Origin of the sequence: Pseudomonas sp. LAIL14HWK12:I1 (genome assembly GCF_003202095.1) — a bacterium.
GTDB lineage: Bacteria > Pseudomonadota > Gammaproteobacteria > Pseudomonadales > Pseudomonadaceae > Aquipseudomonas > Aquipseudomonas monteilii.
The window spans coordinates 380,763-399,047 of the sequence record NZ_QJKG01000003.1 but is presented as its reverse complement, the minus strand read 5'-3'; the positions used below and the strand labels follow the sequence as shown (position 1 = coordinate 399,047).

The window sequence follows — 18,285 nt, the reverse complement described above, 5'->3', positions numbered from 1 at the left end:
CGGCACGCCACCAGCACATTTCACGGGGAAAAAAACAATGACAACCCTCACCCGTGCAGCGGCTTCGGCCCCTGCCGCCACCACAGAGCAGCGCCTGAACGGCCTGCTGTTACGCAAATTGATGCCACTGCTCATCGTCGTCTATGTGATGAGCTTTCTTGACCGCACCAACATCGCCTTGGCGAAAGCCAGCATGGGCATCGACCTGGGCTTGTCGGCAGCGGCGTACGGCCTGGGTGCCGGCCTGTTCTTTCTCACCTATGCGCTGGCCGAAGTGCCCAGCAACCTGATCATGCATCGGGTGGGCGCGCGCTTCTGGATCACCCGCATCATGATTACGTGGGGTTTGCTTTCGGCGGGCATGGCCTTCGTCCAGGGTGAAACCTCGTTCTACATCATGCGCCTGTTGCTGGGCGTAGCCGAAGCGGGCCTGTTCCCCGGAGTCATGTTGTACCTGACCTATTGGTTCGACCGCGAACAGCGCGCCCGTGCTACGGGGTATTTCCTGCTGGGCGTGTGCCTGGCCAATATCCTCAGCGGGCCACTGGGCGGTGCCCTGCTGGAAATGGACGGCGTACTCGGCTGGCACGGCTGGCAATGGCTGTTCGTGCTCGAGGGCCTGCCTGCCGTGGCCCTGGCCTTGGTGGTGTGGAAGAAGTTGCCGGACGGCCCCGCGTCGGCGCCCTGGCTGTCGGCCGCCGATGCCAACGATATCGAACGCCGCCTGGCTGCGGAGCGGGCTGCCGCGCCACAGCAAAGCAAGTTGGGGCAGATGTTCCGCGACCGGCAGATCTGGCTGGCGATCGTGGTGTACTTCGTGCACCAGATCACCATCTACACGGTGATTTTCTTCTTGCCGGGCATCATCGGCACATACGCTGCGCTATCGCCTTTCCAGGTCGGCCTGCTGACCGCGGTGCCATGGGTTGCCGCCGCCATCGGTGCCGCCACCTTCCCACGGCTGGCCACCTCACCACGCCGCTGCCGCACCTTGCTGTTCTTCGGCCTGCTGACCATGGCGGCCGGGCTGCTGCTGGCCTCGCTGGCCAACTCGTTCGTTGGCCTGATCGGGTTCTCCCTGACAGCGCTGATGCTGTTCGTGGTGCAATCGATCATCTTCGTCTTCCCCTCCAGCCGCCTGAGCGGCAATGCGCTGGCGGCCGGCCTGGCCTTCGTTACCACCTGTGGCCTGTTTGGCGGTTTCGTCGGGCCTTCGGTAATGGGGCTCATCGAGCAGACCACCGGCAGCACCCGCAATGGTTTGTGGATCATTGCTGCGTTGCTGGCAGTGGCGGCACTGGTCAGCACCCGCCTGCGCCAGGGGCAGGAGCAACACTGAGCAATACGCACGCTTGCACCGCCTGCAAGCGCAGCCTTGTGCTGCACTTGCAGGCACTTCGATCTCAATGTGAGAGGCGGACACGGCGCCGGCAGCCTTGCTCCAGCGCCCGCGCCAAACGCTCCACTGCTTGGCGCAGGTCGTCCGGCAGCCCGCCCGGCCACATCAACGCCAGGTATTGCGGGTAACGACCCTGCAGGCAGAACTGCTCGCCCGGCAGTGCACGCAACGCTGAACCTGCCAAGGCTACGGCAACACGCTCCCATACCAGCGGCTGGCGAAAGCAAACCCACAGCATGTGCCCACCTTGCGGCATCTCAAACCTCACCTGTTGGCCAAATTGCAGCGCAAGCACATGCGCCAGGCCGTGAGTTCGCCTTTGCAGGTCTGTGCGCAGGTGTACCAGTTGTACGTCCATTTCCCCCTTGCCGAACATGTGCGCAAGCGCCTGCAGACGCAGTGGCGCGAGCCGAAACGCGCGTTCGGCAAACGCCTGGCCAGCACGGTGTCTTTGCTCAACAAGTAGGCATACGGTGCTTCGGCCCCGACCGTGGACTCGAACGCGCCCATCACCAGCAGCCAGCGCGGGTCGACCCAGTCGCGCAGGCGCTTTTTCGGTGGCCCGTTGTAACAGAGCTCACTGTCCAGATCGTTTTCCAACAACCAAACAGGGTGCTGGCCTAGCAACAGACCAAGCTGTTGCTGATAGTACGGTGAAACCAGCCGCCCTTGCGGCATGCCCAGGCACGATGGCATGACCAACATCTTTACAGGCTCGCTCCCTAGCAGCGTGGCCAAGGTGTGCAGGTCCGGATTACCACGGGCATCCGGTGGCACCTCCAGCACACGCATGCCTGCACGTGTCAGGGCGCGCAGCACTTGTCGGCAACAGGGTGAATGCACCAGCACGGTACCGCCCTGCAAGGCCAGCGCCGCCATCAGCGTCTCCAGCAACGCCGGCACATCAGGTGCCAGTTGCACGTCATCGCGACACCAGTACTGGCTGGAAGAACGGGTATAGCGTTCTGCCAATGCACTGCGCAGGCGGGTGCTGCCAAGCGCCCCCCAGGGCTCCACGCCGCGGTCACGCTGGCGGGCGAAACGCCGTTCGTGGCCAAACAGGGCACGCTCCAGCAGCGGTTGCACGGGGGGTGGCAGACAGGGCGTGGTCACGGCTTGCACTTTGCCAGCGTGTTGTACGTAATAACCTGACCTCGGCAAGCAGCGTACGCGGCCCTCCTCTTCCAGCAGGCTGTAGGCGCTCTGCACCGTTGCCAACGACACCCGCAGCCGTCGGGACAGTGTGCGCAGTGACGGTAAGCGGCATGGGCCACCGCTTGCCGCCTGATCGATCATGGCTTCCAGGTAGCGATATACCTGGCGATACGCGAACTCGCCGGGGGCCACTCGCCCCATCAGGACAACCCCGCAAAGCCGCGCCGCAGCCCCAACGCCTGCCGAGGCATCAACCTCAAGTGCACGTCGCGGCGAGCCAGGTTGTTCATCAGGCGCCAGGCGGTCAGCGGCAGTTGCCCACTATAAATCGCCCGCAACTGCACCAGCGGCAAGCCACTGGTGTTCACCAGCCAGGCTTTCACCGCATCAGGGCAGGGTTTGCCCTGCAACGCCCTGTGTAGGTACGGCAACGCCACCAACATATCGGCATGCCGGCATTGCAGGAAACGTTCGAGGTTCTTCCCTTGCCGGGCAAAAGGGCTGAATAGCAAGCACACCAGCTGCGTCTGATTGAGGCCGTAGGTTTTGCCGAGTTGCGACTGATGCATTTCGTGTTGCTTGCTACCACCCGACTGCCCGGCCAGGCGCAGCGCGGGGCGGCTGGACTGGGGGTCCAGGCTGCGTGCATGCAGCTCGTGCAACTGTGCCGTGGCTTGCGGATCGACGAATGCCGACAGTGGCCAGGCACCCGGGGCGTTCTCGATACTACAACCCAGCATGCTATCAAGCGGCTGTGCTTCGACTACGTACGGTAGCAGGTCATCGAGGGCTATCAGCCGCACCATCTCCCTTTCCGATGCGCCGCCCAATGCCGGCTGGCGATTGGGGGCGCCCCCGACAACCCCATGCAACCGGCCCAGACCTTGGGCCAGCAACGCCAGGCACTGGTACATCGCATACGGGCCGTGCTCGCCGGACAGGCGCAGGTTACGCCGGGCCCATGCCAGGTATCGGCGCCGCTGGGCACCGGGTATGGCGGTGACCAATGCATCGGCAGGTGCCTGTGCCTGCAGCGCAAAACCTATAGCCCCCGCCAGCTCCAGGTGCAGACGGCAACCCAGCAAGGCTTCAGGCCTGGCGTCGACCAAGTGGCCGAACATCAACAAAGCGTCTTTCGCCAGTGCCCAACGCTCGGGCCTGGCCGAGGGCTGGCGACGAAACGGCACCACTGCGTCACCCTCGATCATCTGCAACTGCACCCGGGGGTCATCCTGAATGAACAGTGCGCTGAAGCTACGCTCGTGCGCGTCCAGCCTGGCGCTGTCCGCAACCGGCAAGCTGACCACCAGCACCCGCAGCTGGAAGGTTACCGGCGCACGCAGGGCAATACTCAATTGTGCGGCACGCAGCATCGCCAACAGCCTGGCACTGTGGCGATCGCTGCCCTGCAACACCTGCAAGCGGAAGGTACCGATATACTCGAGCCCACCCGCCGCAACCACCAGCCGTTGTATCAACAGTTGCAAAGAAGCACGCTGCGCCTGTGACATGTGGTTCAGCAAGCGTTCAAGCACTTGTTCGTAGACGTAATGCATTGCCTGGTCGTGAATAGCTGTCACGAAATCACCTCGCCCACTTCATTCAGCCGACACATGCCGAGCCCACTGCATTGAGCTTGAACCTGCGCCAAACTTACCCAGAAGAAATTTCCTACAATCAAATGGAAGTAATGACGTAACCCTTCACTGTCGCCAAGCCATCGAGAAAAGCCCTCCACGACAATGACCTATCGCTAACACACATCGCCCTGGCCTAGGCATAGCCATGCTCATTTCACGCTCCTTGCGCAAACTACTACCGAGCCATTATCGAGGGATGCAGAGCGAATTGAAGATACAGATCGCGGTAAAAAAACCATTCACCAGAAGCACAAGCGCACATTGAAGCGCATGGCGAATGCGTTCAAGCCAGATTATTTGGCGGAATATTTCCGACAATTAAAAAACATCCCACTTAGATGTAGTAATTTTTATATTTATTTGTAGGAACGTTCCTATTTTTAATGTTTCAACCCCACCCCGCAGACACAAAAAAACCCGGGGCTCACCCGGGTTTTCCAGTAACGCATGCAACCGTCAGTGTTGTGCCATGTCCAGCACCACCCGCCCACCGCACGGGCATTGGTCCATGTAGCGATGCGCCTCTACCACCTGCTCGAACGGGTACACCTTGATGATCTGCGGTGTCAGCAACTGGTCGGCGGTAAACTGGTTGATGTCGCGCAAGGCGCGCTGCAATGCCACCTGGTCCTGGCTGATGCCAAGCTCTGGCTTGCCGGTGAAGTTACCGATGCAATGCACATAGAACTGGATGTTCTTCTGGAAAGCCGCGCACGCCGGGAACGGCGTTTGATTACCGCCTTGCAGGCCATACAGCACCAGGCTGCCACGCGGTGCCAGCACGTCGCCCAGCAGCGACATCTGCGGGCCACCCATGCCATCGAGAACCATGTCTACGCCGCGACCTTCGGTATACTTGCCAACCTGCAGCAGCAAGTCCTGCTCTTCGGTGACAATCACTTTGTCGGCGCCCAGGCTCAGCAGGTACTCACGCTGTTCCGCTTCCTTGGTGGCCGCAAACACTTTCAGCCCCAACGCCTTGCCAAGCTGCACGAAGGCGGGGCCGGCGCAATGGCTGGCATCGGTGACCAGCGCAGTCTGCCCGGTCTTGGCCCGCGCCAGGTCGACGTAGGCAAAATAGGCGATCAACAGCGGCGTATAATGCACGCTGGCCTCGATCGGGGTGAGTACATCCGGGTAGCGGGTAATGGCTGAACGCGGGAGCACAATGACATCACCATACACCGGGTGGTCGTTGGCACTGGTAGCCGGGAAGCTGGCAACCCGATCACCGACGGCAATGTCTTCTACCCCTTCACCGATCGCCGTCACCACCCCGGCCATTTCGTGGCCGATCCCCGCAGGCAGCCGTGCCTGGGACGGCGCCAGGTTCTGGCGCCAAAGCACGTCATACCAGCTGACGCCAACCGCCTCGACGCGGATCTGAACCTCGTCGGCAGCGGGTGACGGTTCGGCCTGCTCCTCGCAACGGAGCACATCGGCAGCGCCGAACTTGTGGAAACGGATCATGCGGGACATCGCATACCTCGCCTTTGTGAACCTCTAATTACCACTGACTCTATCCGGGCTTTACCGGTTAGACCATCAGCGGTCATTAATAGTCGACATGCTTGTCATCGATTGGGCACCTCACTTTCCCTGCAATTGGTCCCCCTAAACCCGTGCAGGGTAACAGCCTTTGGCCTTAAGATTCACCCCTGCCCCACTTTAGGCGAAGCGCACCGATGAATCGAAACGACCTGCGTCGCGTAGACCTCAACCTGCTGATCGTGTTCGAAACGCTGATGCACGAGCGCAGCGTGACCCGTGCCGCGGAAAAACTGTTCCTCGGCCAACCGGCCATCAGCGCCGCCTTGTCGCGCCTGCGCAACCTGTTCGACGACCCGCTGTTCGTGCGCACCGGCCGCAGCATGGAACCCTCTGCGCGGGCGCACGAGATCTTCGCCCTGCTGTCGCCGGCGCTGGACTCCATTTCCACGGCGGTCAGCCGCGCAGCCGAGTTCGACCCCGCCACCAGCAATGCCGTCTTCCGCATCGGCCTGTCGGACGACGCCGAGTTCGCCCTGCTGCCACAGTTGCTCAAGCGCATTCGCGCGGAAGCGCCTGGTATCGTGCTGGTGGTGCGGCGGGTCAATTACCTGCTGATGCCTACGTTGCTGGCTTCGGGCGAGATTTCGGTGGGCGTCAGCTACACCAGCGAACTGCCGGCCAACGCCAAGCGAAAAGTACTGCGCCGCAGCATGCCGAAACTGCTGCGGGCCGACAGCGTGCCCGGCAGCATCACCCTGGACGACTTCTGTGCCCGACCGCATGCACTGGTGTCGTTTGCCGGTGACCTTTCCGGGTTTATCGACGAAGCGTTGGAAGAAATTGGTCGCAAGCGCCATGTGGTGCTGGCGGTGCCGCAGTTCAACGGGCTGGGGAGCTTGCTGGCGGGCACGGATATCGTGGCGACGGTGCCGGACTACACGGCCGATGCACTGACTGCGGCGGGAGGGTTGCGTGCCGAGGACTTGCCGATACCCGTGCGCAGTTTCGAACTGCACATGGCTTGGCGTGGAGCGCAGGATAATGACCCGGCGGAAAGGTGGTTGCGGTCGAGGATACAGATGTTCTTCGGCGACCCTGAGAGTCTTTAGGCGTCGTCGGGCAGGCTGTTCAACTGATCACTTCTGTCTTTGAATCGCCCCTGGTTTCCTAGACACCTCAAACTCTCACTATGAGACTGATCGTGTCCCTGGAAGTGGTGTAACTCGTCTTTCGGCGCTATTGAGCGTCCTCCCCGCCTAAGCTTCATCAGCAGAAAACCAGGATTGACCGAGTAAGGATTATTCCTTACCACCCAATCAATACATCTGGGAGAACGCTCATGCCTGCCATCCACGAAATCGCCACGTTGACCTCGAAGGGGCAGGTCACACTGCCCAAATCCGTTCGCCAGATACTGGGCGTTGACACAGGTGGCAAGATCGCATTCGACGTACGCGGGGGGGGGGAAGTCGTGGTCAGCCGCGTAGAAACCACTCACGAAGACCCTGCCATCGGTGCGTTCCTGGGTTTGCTGGAGGCTGATATCCGAGGCGCCCGCAACCTCACCACTTTGCCGGAAGACTTGGCGCAAACCATGCTCGCCAACGCAAACCAGTCTGTAAACCTGGACGAAGATATCGACGGTGAGGTCGCGATCTGATGCTGCGACATGGCTGGACACTGTTGATCCAAGAAGATGTGACTTTACAGCTACGCAAATTGCAAGAAGCCGCCGCCCGGGCCGAGCAGAACGACCCGCAAGGTTTTGAAAGCAACGCCAACGTCAAGCTGCTTCGGGCATTGAGCCATCTGATCATGGAGGCTGTGCCTGCCGACTCGGGCCGTGATGAGTTCCGCCAAGGCAACACGCTGGGCACCGCCTACCGACATTGGCGGCGGGCAAAAATCGGCAGGCGCTTTCGGCTGTTCTTTCGCTACGACTCAACATCCAAGGTCATCGTCTATGCATGGGTCAACGACGAAAATACCCTACGGTCCGCAGGCAGCAAATCCGATCCATACGCCGTATTCGAGAAGATGCTGGGCCGCGGCAACCCTCCTGATGACTGGGATGCGCTGACTGCTGCAACGCGTAGCGACTGGGACGAGTCCAAAGTACAAGCTGCGCGGCCGGGTGAGGGATTGCACGTTTGACACCGGCCCTCCCCTCGGTGCATCCACTGTAATCCAATGTTTCGCACTTCATCTTCTTGTCCGCCCGGCCCTCGGGCGTTGAGGCGCTCGGTCAGTAAGGCCTCAGTCTTCAAAACGTTACCGCCATGTTTTCAAGCAAACGTGTTCAGGCCAGCTGGATGTAAACCGAGTAGCTACCCAATAGCACCCAGAACACCAGAAAGATCCACGGCGTCCGTAGCGAGAACAGCAATGACTTTCGATGCCCTGCACGCGAGGTTTCCGCCTCGCAGAACAGCGGCGATTCGTCGTAAGCCAGCCCCATCAACGGCTCGCTGCGCAGCAAATGACTTTGTTTGAGCTGCCAGTGATCGATGATGTTGTACGCCGCGCGGATGCCAGGCCAGGCGTTGAGCGAGCTCAATACCCCGAGCAAGGCAAGGAACGCCGGTACGATCAGGGTGAACATCTCGCCCCATCCTTGATTGAGGTTTCCCATGGAGGAGACGAAGGCAATGACCAGAAACGACTGCGCCGCCAGGTAGGCGTCCGTGCGGTTGGCCAGGATGCTGGTTTCGTACTGGATCTCACGCCGGTAAAAATCCAGACGCTCCTTGGGAGAGCCGAACATCCTGGCATTGTGTTCGCTGATCTCGTGCTCAGGGGTCGTAGGGGTAATGATTCGAGGCACTCGGTACTCCTGGAATTGGACTCCGGGCGCAGAGATGAGCCTGGAGCTGAATTCGGTAGAACAGGCGATGGGCCATGGAATTCAATTGGATTGATATCCCGCACCGCTCGTCGTACCAACCGCAGATTGAAACCAACACGCCGGGGCCAGGCCTTTCGAACCGGTATGAGCGTTCTCAACTGCAGGAGCTTCTACCATGCGAGACTTCCCCACCCCGCCCTTCCCTTCCCAGCCTCAAAATGTCCCTGGCTCACAGCGCAAGATGGAGCCCTACCCGGATTGTGGTGAGCAGTCGTATACCGGCCACAATCGACTCGAAGGCAAGATTGCACTCATCACCGGAGCAGACAGCGGCATCGGGCGGGCAGTAGCGATTGCCTACGCCCGTGAAGGAGCCGACGTCGCCATCGCTTATCTGGATGAGCATGACGACGCGCAAGAAACCGCGCGCTGGGTTGAGGCCGCAGGCCGTCAATGCCTGCTGTTGCCCGGAGACCTGGCGCATAAACAGCACTGCTATGACATTGTCGAAAAGACCGTCAGCCAGTTCGGGCGCATCGACATCCTGGTCAACAACGCGGCGTTCCAGATGGCCCACGAGACCCTGGAGGAAATCGACGATGATGAATGGGTGAAGACCTTCGATACCAACATCACCGCCATCTTCCGTATTTGCCAGGCGGCCCTGCCTTCCATGCCCAAGGGCAGCTCGATCATCAATACCAGCTCGGTCAATTCCGACGATCCATCCCCCAGCCTGCTGGCCTATGCCGCGACCAAAGGGGCCATTGCCAACTTCACTGCCGGCTTGGCTCAGTTGCTAGCCAAGAAAGGCATCAGGGTCAACAGCGTCGCGCCAGGCCCTATCTGGACGCCTTTGATTCCGGCCACCATGCCGGACGAAGCCGTCAAGAACTTCGGTTCCAGCTACCCGATGGGACGCCCCGGGCAACCGGTGGAGGTCGCGCCTATTTACGTGCTGCTGGGCTCCGACGAGGCCAGTTACATCAGTGGCTCACGTTACGCTGTGACTGGCGGCAAACCGATCCTCTAGCAAAAAGAGGCTCGCCATGCTGGCGAGCCTCACCCTCTTTTTTACGTGGCAGTTTCAGCGTTTGTGCTGATGGTGATCACGGGCCGTTTTTTGCGCTGTCGAGTCATGGGATGTTCCGGTGGATCCATCCGGACGATGAGCATCGTTGTCTCGCTCCTCTTCCCCATGCGGCCTGGTCTGTCCCGCTTCCTTTTGCCTATCGCTCTGTTTCATCAGCTTGCGCTCCTGTCCTTTGCCTTTGAACAAGGGAAGCCGAAGCGGGGGCAAAGTTCATGTCAGGTTCACTTCTCCAGATCGCCGGGCAATAGATGAGATGAACCAAACACACCAGGATCGCGTCCACCGCAAAACAAGCGAGTCGACTCTGGAATGGAAAACGACCCTGTACTGGCCGCCCTCGGCTATCTCAAAAACAACAAACTGGTTTTGAGCACAGCAGAATCGTGCACTGCGGGCTGCCTTGTGGCTTTGTTGGCGGCGATACCGGGTACCGGAGAGGTGTTGGAAAGCGGCTATGTCGTCTACTCACCCAGCGCCAAGAAACGCCTGCTGGGGGTCAGCGCCGAAACCATCGAGCGATACGGCCTGACCAGCGAAGCAGTAGCCTGGGAAATGGCCTTGGGCGCGTTGCGAGACAGCGATGCCAATGTGGTGATCGCCACCACCGGGGTAGCCGGGCCGGCGCCCGAGTCCGGAATACCACCGGGGACGATGTGCTTTGCTTGGGCTTTTGCCGGCGAACCCGTTGCCGTTTTCACGCGCACTCAACGTTTCTTCGGCGAGCGGTCTGAGGTCATGCGCCAAGGCGCCCTGTTCGGGCTGACCCGGCTTTCCCACTATCACCAGCGCTGGTTACGCGGCGAGCGCGCCTGAGGTCGGTGATCATCTCGGAAGATGAACGGGTATCCAGACGTCACCCTGTTCAAGAAGATATTCCGATGCAGCAGCGCGTCTGGCGCTTCGAGCGCGTGGGATGGTATGTGGATGGGCGATTTCTTCACCACCGGATGCGCCGGGCGCGCCTCACGGAGGACGATATCCTCGAGTCAGCACGAGACAGCCAAGGCATCGAAAAAATTGAGCAGGTGAAGTTCGCTATCGTCGAGCGCAATGGAAAGATTTCGATCATTCCTGCCGAGTAAGGCACGGCGCTTCTCACAGTAGAGTCCTGGCCCGTTCAACGTGCCAATATCGCCTGGCTATGGTCAATGGTAGGGATGGGCATGAGTTCTCGACGAGATACCAGCCAGGCCCTCATTCGCTCGGTATCGAAAATCTGACCCTCTTCCATCATCACCAGAATGAGCGCTTGAGACATACGATAACAGCCGCATTGAGAAACCAGCACCGGCATGCCTGTTCCGATGCCCCCTCCCAGCGCATCATGGGCGGTGCGTGAGGGTGCTGACAGGCGCTCCGATCGGATGCCCACGCTGCTCAGTCATTGCTGCCTTCTTCCCTTTTGTTTCTCAGTCATTGCTTTTCCGTGGGTCTTGCATAATGTAAACAAATAAATATTTTTTGTTGAGATCTCTACATGCTTGATTGGTCGCTATTGATCCTTGGTTTGCCCACGGCGAAGGCTACCGAGCGAATGCGCGCCTGGAGAACCCTGAAGGCCTCGGGTGCCGCAGTTTTGCGGGATGGCGTATACCTGCTGCCTGAAAAAAGCGTGGGCCGTGAAGCGTTTCAAGCCGTGGAGCGAGATGTGCTGGCCATCATCTGGAGCGCAGGGAATACCAAGGTCGCCGATGGGCAACGCGAAAGCGCCCATGGGTAGACCGGTTGGCATGTGCCTGGCTGATCCGTCGTTTCATCGATCCCGACGCCCGATTCATTTGGCTGGCCAGTCCCGGTGACTGCCCAAGCGATGCGCTCGGCTTCGATTTTGATGGGGCCAGGTTCAGCCACGTTGGCCACCGTGTTTCCTTCGAAACCCTCATTGAGAGCTTTGCCGTTCAGCAACCAGGCTTGGCACGCCTGGCAGGTGTTATCCGCTACCTGGATGTTGGGGGGTACCAACCTTCCGAAGCATCCGGTATCGAGCGTGTCCTCGCCGGATTGAGAGAGAGCATTGGCGATGACGATCAACTGACAATGGTCGCCGGAGGCATCTTTGATGGCCTGCTGACGGCTTTCGCAAGTGAGGAAGCCCAAAATGGTTGAGACGCCCCCCGCAGTGACTGAACAGCCGCCGCCGCAAGCAACTCAGCAGTCTATCAGTTCATATGAAGCCTTCCTGTTCTGGCTCAAGTTGGGCTTCATCAGCTTTGGCGGGCCTGCGGGACAGATCTCGATCATGCATCAAGAGCTTGTCGAGCGCCGGCGGTGGATCAGTGAGAAGCGATTCCTGCATGCACTGAACTACTGCATGTTGCTGCCCGGCCCCGAGGCTCAGCAGCTTGCCACGTATATTGGTTGGCTCATGCATCGCAGCTGCGGCGGGGTAATTGCCGGCGCATTGTTCGTGCTGCCTTCGCTGTTCATCCTGATCGGTTTGTCGTGGGTCTACATCGCCTTTGGCGAGGTACCGGTAGTCGCGGGGATCTTCTATGGCATCAAGCCGGCGGTCACGGCCATTGTCGTCCACGCCGCCCACCGGATTGGTTCACGGGCCTTGAAGAATGGCTGGCTGTGGGCCATGGCCGGCGCCTCGTTCGTAGCCATCTTCGCCTATAACGTGCCGTTCCCACTGATCGTGCTGATGGCCGCCATCATCGGCTATGTGGGTGGTCGCTTCGCTCCACGCAAGTTTGTCATTGGCGGCAATCATGCGGCCGCGAAGAACAGCTTTGGCCCGGCTGTGATCGATGACGACACGCCAACCCCCGAGCATGCCCGTTTCAGCTGGGGGCACCTGGTACGGTTGCTGCTGGTCGGTGCTGGCCTGTGGATACTGCCCATGGGGTTGCTGACGCTGTCATTTGGCTGGGACGGCACCCTGACGCAGATGGGCTGGTTCTTCACAAAGGCCGCACTGATGACTTTTGGCGGTGCATACGCGGTATTGCCCTATGTCTACCAAGGCGCTGTAGGGCACTACGGGTGGCTGACACCCACCCAGATGATCGATGGTCTCGCCTTGGGGGAAACCACACCGGGGCCACTGATCATGGTGGTTGCCTTCGTCGGCTTCGTCGGTGGCTACGTCTATCCGATGTTCGGGAGCGAACACCCATTCCTTGCTGGCGCTGTCGCGGCGAGCCTCGTCACCTGGTTCACCTTTTTGCCGTCTTTCTTGTTCATTCTCATCGGTGGACCGTTGGTAGAGTCGACCCACAACGCGATCAAATTTACCGCACCGCTGACGGGGATCACGGCCGCCGTAGTGGGCGTGATCCTGAACCTCGCCATGTTCTTCGGCTACCACGTGCTTTGGCCGAAAGGCTTTGGTGGAGCGCTTGACTGGCCTTGCGCGGCTATTGCAGCTGCAGCTGCGATCGCTTTGTTCCGCTTCAAGCGGGGCGTGATCGAAGTACTGTTCGCTTGCGCCCTGGCCGGCCTGGCAGTTCACCTGTTGCGGACATGAAACCACGCGCCTCACTGCCGATCTGCACCTGAACTTGAGAAGCGGGCGAGGCTCAGGAGTGCCTGCAGCCAGACAAGTGGCGTAGCAACCCCTCGATCGCGATCGCGCCTCACCCGGACAGCCGGCCTTTGTGCATCAGAACCTTCCGTCGCCCTGAGGGCACCCTTCGGTAAACGGCAGGCCGAACACAGGGTGAACAACCAGAGACGGAGTTTCACCATGAACGCAGAAAAAACGTACGCGTTGCTGCTCGCCATGTGTCTGGGTTGCGCGGCGCCACTTGCCCTGGCCGCCACAGACCTGAACGATCAACGTGCCCCGGGCATGCAACCGCACAGCAATGGGCACATGAACGGCCAAGGCGGTGCGACAGGCTCAGGAACACCAGCCGATGGCATGGGCACGGGTAATGGCGGTACCCATGACAATGGAACGGACAACACGGGAGGTGACGGTACCGACACTGACTCGGGCTCCGGCGGGAACGGAGGGGACGGTAGCGGTGCAGGTCCGGCGAGTGGTAGCGGTGGCTCAACCGGTAGTGGATCAGGCGCAGGATCGGGCAGCTAGGTGGAATGGCCGAATGGCGGTGGATCTCCCGTTCATGGCCCGGCGTTTCAGTTTCGCCATTGATCAAGCAACTCACTCAGGAGTCAATGCCATGCCACGCGGTGACAAGGACAAGTATACGGACAAGCAGAAACGCAAGGCCGAGCACATCGAGCAATCGTACGAGGACAAGGGCGTGGGCAAGGACGAAGCCGAAGCGCGCGCCTGGGCCACCGTGAACAAACATTCCGGTGGCGGTGAAAAGCCGGGAGGCTCGGGGAGCAAGACGCCGTCGCGCGAGAAGAAGACCGCACGCACGGACTCAGCCAAACGCGCCGCCGAGTCTCGCCAGGGGCATTCACGCACCTCGCGCGCATCGCTGGAGTCGCAAAGCAAGGAAAGCCTTATGAAGGAGGCGCGCAGCAAAGATCTCAAAGGGCGTTCGACCATGAACAAGGCTCAATTGGTAGAAGCCCTGCATAAACTGGGGTGATGGGAAAATTTTGGCCCAGTGCAAGGCCCACTGCATTCCTGTGGCTTATCGGTTCACCTTCGAGCCTGTCGGCTTTTACCAGGCTCCAGCTGCCAGACCGCTGCGCTACTGGTGGGTGCCGGCGCGACAAAGTAGAAACCTGGCGTGCGCAGTGGGACAAGACCGTGGCCAAGCGCGCGCTGGTCAAGGCTGACCCGATCAACCCGCAACGCGTGGTCCATGAGCTGTCCCCTCGCCTGCCGGACCACGCCATCATTACCAGCGACTCCGGCTCCTGTGCCAACTGGTTCGCCCGCGACCTGCAGATTCGCCAGGATTTCAGCGTGGAATTGATTCGCCATGGCCGAGCCGGCGATACGGTCTGAATCAATCTGCTGACGGGGGCCTGACTGTCAAAATGCTGCACGGGGCATGATTGACGAGCCGTTCGGTAGTATCGCCGATCAGCTTGGCCCAGCGTCTGGGCTGCACCACGCCGACCACCACCACGCTGAAGGTTGTGAAGCTTGCTGCCCTGGCTCGGGCAGGCCAGGCTCAGTGGGGGTGTGGATGCCCAGTACGTGCAAGGAGGCACCTAACGCTTGAGCCAATGCCATGGCCCGATGCATCGCGGCACTTGATAAATATCAAGGCCATCAAGTCTCAGTGCGTCACCCTTGGCCTATACCGGTGGGCCTTCATCGAGGCTGCCATCGCCGTGGAGGCCATCATGAACGCTTACTCGCGACTGCTATTGATCTGCCATCCAGACCTACACCCCTCGCCTGCCCTGACGCGTGCTCAGGCGCTGGCCAGTACGACAGGCGCCACCTTGCACCTGGTGGTGCTCAGTCAACTGCCCTCACGCCTGGCCACACTGGACCAAGTGCTGCGCAGCAATGCCCGCAAGCAGGACGCCGAGCACCGCAAGGCTTGGCTCGCCGACCAGGTGAAGGCGCTGGGCGAACTGGGCATTACCGCCTACGCCGAAACACTGGACGATGAAGACCCGCTCACGGACTTGATCCGGCTGGCCCAACTGCACCGGGTGGAGATGGTGATCAAGGACATCAGGCACGAAACCGCCTTGAGCCGTGCCCTGCTCACCCCCTTGGACTGGCAGTTGCTGCGCCGTTGCCCGATCCCGATGCACCTGGTGGCCCAGGCTGAAACCAAGCTGCCAGCGCGCATACTTGTCGCCGTGGATCTTGTCGAGCACGACCCGGTGATCGACAAGCTCAACGACCACATCCTGCAATCGGCGCAGGCACTGGCACAGCGATGCAAGGCGCAACTGCATCTGCTGCAGGCCTATGAACCCAGCACCAGCTTCGTTGCCTATGCCGCCGCACCCGTGGCCTGGACTGACAAGCTGGTAGAGGAAATATCTGGTCGCGCGCGCGAGCGCATGGCGACGTTCGGCAGCCGCTACGGCATCAAGCCAGATCACCTGCACCTGGTGCGAGGCGCTGCCCGTAACGTGGTCAGCGACTACGCGAACAAGCATGGCTTCGATGTGGTGGTGATGGGTACGCTCTACCACGAGGGGGTGAGCAAGGTCGTTGGCAGTACTACAGAGCAAACCCTGTACAAGGTTCACTCCAGCATTCTGGCAATCCACGGTTGAACGATCACCCGCCTGGTTTCACGCCATCCAGTTTGTCCTTGTGGCTTTGCTGGTGTTTGTCCATTGGCGTACTCTCCATGCAGGGTACAGGGGCGCAGGCCTTGGCATGCTCTTACCTGCCGAGTGTCTGTCTGCTGGCTATGTTCGATTTGATAAACGTCAAACCGCACAGCCCCATGCAGCTTATGTTGCTATGAACGACCTCTGGAGCTCAGGGTATGAATGACACAACTCCGTTACTGTTCGCCCTGCGAGGCAGCCAGGCCTATGGGAATGCCGTGGCGCAACGCCTGGGCTGGACACTGTCAGCACATGAAGAGCGCGACTACGAGGACGGAGAACACAAATGCTGGCCTGGCGAATCGGTCGACGGTCGATCGGTCATCGTCTTTCACTCGCTCTATGGCGACGCGCACCACAGCGCACACGACAAGCTGTGCCGGTTGCTGTTCTTCTGTGGTGCGCTCAAGGACGCCGGTGCCAGCCAGGTGACGGCTGTCACGCCTTACCTGTGTTATGGCCGCAAGGACCGCAAGGTGGAGTTTCAGGATGCGACCATCACCCGCCATGTAGCTTGCCTGATGGAAAGCTGCGGCGTCGACCGCGTGGTGGCGCTGGACGTACACAACCCCAGCGCCTTCGACAACGCCTACCGAATCCCGAGCTGGAACCTGCAATGCACCGAGCTATTCGCCCAACACCTAGCCCCCCTGCTCGGTGAGCAGACAGTCACGGTCGTGTCGCCGGATATCGGCGGCATCAAACGCGCCGAGCAGTTTCGCCAGGTTCTGGCGGACCTGCTGGGGCGCCCGGTATGTATGGCCATGATGGAAAAGCATCGCCAGCAGGCGGGCCTGACCGGCGAACATCTGGTGGGCGACGTGGCAGGCAGCACTGTCATCGTGTTCGACGACCTGATCAGCACGGGGCAGACGCTGCTGCGCGCAGCCCAGGCCTGCCGGCAGGCCGGAGCCAGCCGCATGCTGGCCGCTGCCACCCATGGCCTGTTCACCACTGGTGGCGAGCTATTCGACAGCGGTGTATTCGAACGGGTACTGGTGGCCGACAGCATCGCGCCCTTTCGCCTGCCCGTGCGATGCCTGCAGCAGCTGGATATCGTCGATACCAGCGCGCTGGTCGCCGAGTTGCTTGCCAACCGCCGGGGCTGGGGCGCATAACCCCGACGCATGGCCCTACACCGCCAGGATATTGCAGGGTATCTGGTACAACACATGCTCCGTGGTGCTGCCGAACAGTCGGTCCACCCCCCGGGCAAGCGGCCTGCCCATGACGATCACGTCCACCGGGTGGGTTTCGACATACTCACTCAGCACCGCGACCGGGCGGCCCAGCAGGCAGTGCCTGCGTTCGGCCGGCGCACCGTAGCGGTCGGCCAGCGCCTTGAAATCGTCCTCCAGGGCGTGGCGCAAGGACTCGCCGACGTCGCCAATGGCCCAGGCGCCATACCCCATGTCGCCCATGTAGGCCATGGTCAGGTCACAGGCGAACAGCAGGTCCAGTTGCGCGCCAGTCTGCAAGGCCAGCGCATTGGCCTGCTGGATGATGCTGTTATTGCGCGCCTGGCCCTGAGGCGATGGATCGGCCACGTCCACCGCCGCGACGATCTGACGAGGCAAGGCCGGTCTGGCGGCGCCCAACAGGTAGACCGGGATCGGGCAATGGCGCAGCAACTGCCAGTCCAACGGGGTAAAGAAGGCCCGCTTGAGCGCCGGTTCGTGCTCGACCTGCTTGAGCAGTACATCTGGCTGCATCTCCAGGGCGTGTTCGAGAATATCCGCCTGCAGATCGCTGCTCCAGGCGACTTCCGTCGTCACTTGCACACCCGAGGCTCGCAGCACCTTGGTCTGGGCCTCGAGCTGGTCTTGCTGGGATTGCAGGTAAGCCTGCCGCTCGCTCTGAGTGTCACCTGTCTCCAGGAACCTGAGGTTGTCCAGCGACTCCAGCAAACCCACGATGTGCAGGCTGGCCGAACTTGACCTGGCCAGGGCGGCAGCCTGTTCCAAGGCACAGGACTGGCACAATGCCGGGCGCAGGATCAGCAACAGGCGTTGATAGTGGCTCATGGTAGCCTCCGATGATCAGTTCGCCCGATCACTCAGGGATTGGGGGTTGCATCAAAGGTGCTGGCTTTTCCGGGATATCGGTCATGGTTGCCTCGGTCAGCAGCAGGATGCTGGCGACCGAAACTGGTGCCATCACCCACCGCTTCACCAGTGCGCTCGGCCGCCTGGCGCAGCATCTGCGCGCCGAGGTTTTCCTCTGGATCCTGTAGATAGACGCGCTTGGCGATGGTCACGCCATCGTTGCAGACAGTCGGTTTACCCCAACTGCTTTGCATCAGTACCGATTTCGATTTGGGCCCTAGCGTAACGCGCACGGCATCGGCGAGCTGGGTGGCACCACTGAGGATTTTCTCCCGCGCTGCGGAGCGAAACAGGATTTTGCTGTGGGGCATGGTATTGCCTCCCGTTCAGGCCAGGGCAGAAAACAACTGTTGTCAGCATCCCGCCGCACCGTGTTGGGT

15 protein-coding genes and 5 pseudogenes are annotated in these 18,285 nt (G+C 60.7%); 13 read left to right on the top strand and 7 right to left on the bottom strand.

All coding sequences use genetic code 11. The features are described 5' to 3' along the window. Positions 1 to 37: 37 nt before the first annotated feature. Positions 38 to 1,339 carry an MFS transporter gene (locus tag D906_RS11255; protein ID WP_025753044.1) on the top strand — a complete coding sequence of 434 codons (1,302 nt, stop codon included), beginning with the start codon at positions 38 to 40 and terminating at the stop codon, positions 1,337 to 1,339. Positions 1,340 to 1,403: 64 nt separating this feature from the next. On the opposite strand, the pseudogene D906_RS11250 reads toward D906_RS11255, so the two are convergent. The 3 genes and pseudogenes from D906_RS11250 to D906_RS11235 form a co-directional block, all read right to left on the bottom strand. Further along, positions 1,404 to 2,755, bottom strand: a pseudogene (locus tag D906_RS11250) (GntR family transcriptional regulator). After that, on the bottom strand, positions 2,755 to 4,134 hold the full coding sequence (locus D906_RS11245; RefSeq protein ID WP_027615195.1) for a hypothetical protein: 1,380 nt from the start codon (positions 4,132 to 4,134) through the stop codon (positions 2,755 to 2,757). The pseudogene D906_RS11250 and the gene D906_RS11245 overlap by 1 nt, the downstream one beginning before the upstream one ends. A gap of 516 nt (positions 4,135 to 4,650) precedes the next feature. Further along, positions 4,651 to 5,673 (bottom strand): zinc-dependent alcohol dehydrogenase family protein, encoded by a 1,023-nt coding sequence (locus D906_RS11235; protein WP_019098277.1) that lies wholly within the window; start codon positions 5,671 to 5,673, stop codon positions 4,651 to 4,653. Between the two features lie 206 nt (positions 5,674 to 5,879). Here D906_RS11235 and D906_RS11230 point away from each other — a divergent pair, with 206 nt between their 5' ends. The 3 genes from D906_RS11230 to D906_RS11220 all read left to right on the top strand — a co-directional run bounded on the left by D906_RS11230 (position 5,880) and on the right by D906_RS11220 (position 7,839). Next, positions 5,880 to 6,794, top strand: coding sequence for a LysR family transcriptional regulator (locus tag D906_RS11230; protein WP_014591302.1), 915 nt, complete (start codon positions 5,880 to 5,882; stop codon positions 6,792 to 6,794). A gap of 230 nt (positions 6,795 to 7,024) precedes the next feature. Further along, positions 7,025 to 7,345 carry a type II toxin-antitoxin system PrlF family antitoxin gene (locus D906_RS11225; RefSeq protein WP_027615194.1) on the top strand — a complete coding sequence of 107 codons (321 nt, stop codon included), beginning with the start codon at positions 7,025 to 7,027 and terminating at the stop codon, positions 7,343 to 7,345. After that, positions 7,345 to 7,839, top strand: a complete 495-nt coding sequence (locus D906_RS11220) for a type II toxin-antitoxin system YhaV family toxin (RefSeq protein WP_027615193.1) — start codon at positions 7,345 to 7,347, stop codon at positions 7,837 to 7,839. The genes D906_RS11225 and D906_RS11220 overlap by 1 nt, the downstream gene beginning before the upstream one ends. Positions 7,840 to 7,984: 145 nt before the next feature. Here D906_RS11220 and D906_RS11215 read toward each other — a convergent pair whose 3' ends face one another. Continuing rightward, positions 7,985 to 8,509, bottom strand: a complete 525-nt coding sequence (locus D906_RS11215) for a hypothetical protein (protein WP_016486361.1) — start codon at positions 8,507 to 8,509, stop codon at positions 7,985 to 7,987. A gap of 196 nt (positions 8,510 to 8,705) precedes the next feature. Between D906_RS11215 and D906_RS11210 the strand changes: the two genes are divergently transcribed. The 7 genes and pseudogenes from D906_RS11210 to D906_RS11175 form a co-directional block, all read left to right on the top strand. Continuing rightward, positions 8,706 to 9,563, top strand: coding sequence for an SDR family oxidoreductase (locus tag D906_RS11210; RefSeq protein ID WP_019098270.1), 858 nt, complete (start codon positions 8,706 to 8,708; stop codon positions 9,561 to 9,563). A 369-nt stretch (positions 9,564 to 9,932) separates the two neighbouring features. Further along, positions 9,933 to 10,436, top strand: coding sequence for a CinA family protein (locus tag D906_RS11205; RefSeq protein WP_027608979.1), 504 nt, complete (start codon positions 9,933 to 9,935; stop codon positions 10,434 to 10,436). Between the two features lie 110 nt (positions 10,437 to 10,546). After that, positions 10,547 to 10,705 (top strand): annotated as a pseudogene (locus D906_RS11200) (YetF domain-containing protein); the annotation flags it as partial. Positions 10,706 to 11,100: 395 nt separating this feature from the next. Further along, positions 11,101 to 11,729, top strand: a pseudogene (locus D906_RS11195) (chromate resistance protein ChrB domain-containing protein). Beyond that, positions 11,722 to 13,092, top strand: coding sequence for a chromate efflux transporter (chrA, locus tag D906_RS11190; RefSeq protein ID WP_019098265.1), 1,371 nt, complete (start codon positions 11,722 to 11,724; stop codon positions 13,090 to 13,092). Before D906_RS11195 ends, chrA begins: the two are co-directional and overlap by 8 nt. Before the next feature lie 661 nt (positions 13,093 to 13,753). Continuing rightward, positions 13,754 to 14,134, top strand: a complete 381-nt coding sequence (locus D906_RS11180) for a hypothetical protein (protein WP_019098264.1) — start codon at positions 13,754 to 13,756, stop codon at positions 14,132 to 14,134. A 122-nt stretch (positions 14,135 to 14,256) separates the two neighbouring features. After that, positions 14,257 to 14,466, top strand: a pseudogene (locus tag D906_RS11175) (thiamine pyrophosphate-requiring protein); the annotation flags it as partial. 34 nt (positions 14,467 to 14,500) lie between these two features. Here D906_RS11175 and D906_RS27015 read toward each other — a convergent pair. After that, positions 14,501 to 14,623 (bottom strand): universal stress protein, encoded by a 123-nt coding sequence (locus D906_RS27015; RefSeq protein WP_371104868.1) that lies wholly within the window; start codon positions 14,621 to 14,623, stop codon positions 14,501 to 14,503. 127 nt (positions 14,624 to 14,750) lie between these two features. Between D906_RS27015 and D906_RS11165 the strand changes: the two genes are divergently transcribed. Both D906_RS11165 and D906_RS11160 read left to right on the top strand, forming a co-directional pair. After that, a complete protein-coding gene (locus tag D906_RS11165) occupies positions 14,751 to 15,740 on the top strand; it encodes a universal stress protein (protein WP_027615191.1) in 990 nt (329 codons plus the stop codon). Positions 15,741 to 15,958: 218 nt separating this feature from the next. Next, complete coding sequence (locus D906_RS11160) at positions 15,959 to 16,918, top strand: ribose-phosphate pyrophosphokinase (RefSeq protein WP_027615190.1); 960 nt, start codon at positions 15,959 to 15,961, stop codon at positions 16,916 to 16,918. Positions 16,919 to 16,933: 15 nt separating this feature from the next. Here D906_RS11160 and D906_RS11155 read toward each other — a convergent pair whose 3' ends face one another. After that, positions 16,934 to 17,824: a universal stress protein gene (locus tag D906_RS11155; protein WP_027615189.1), complete on the bottom strand. Its 891-nt coding sequence runs from the start codon at positions 17,822 to 17,824 to the stop codon at positions 16,934 to 16,936. 122 nt (positions 17,825 to 17,946) lie between these two features. After that, positions 17,947 to 18,216: pseudogene (locus tag D906_RS11150) on the bottom strand (TCP-1/cpn60 chaperonin family protein); the annotation flags it as partial. Between the last annotated feature and the right edge of the window lie 69 nt (positions 18,217 to 18,285).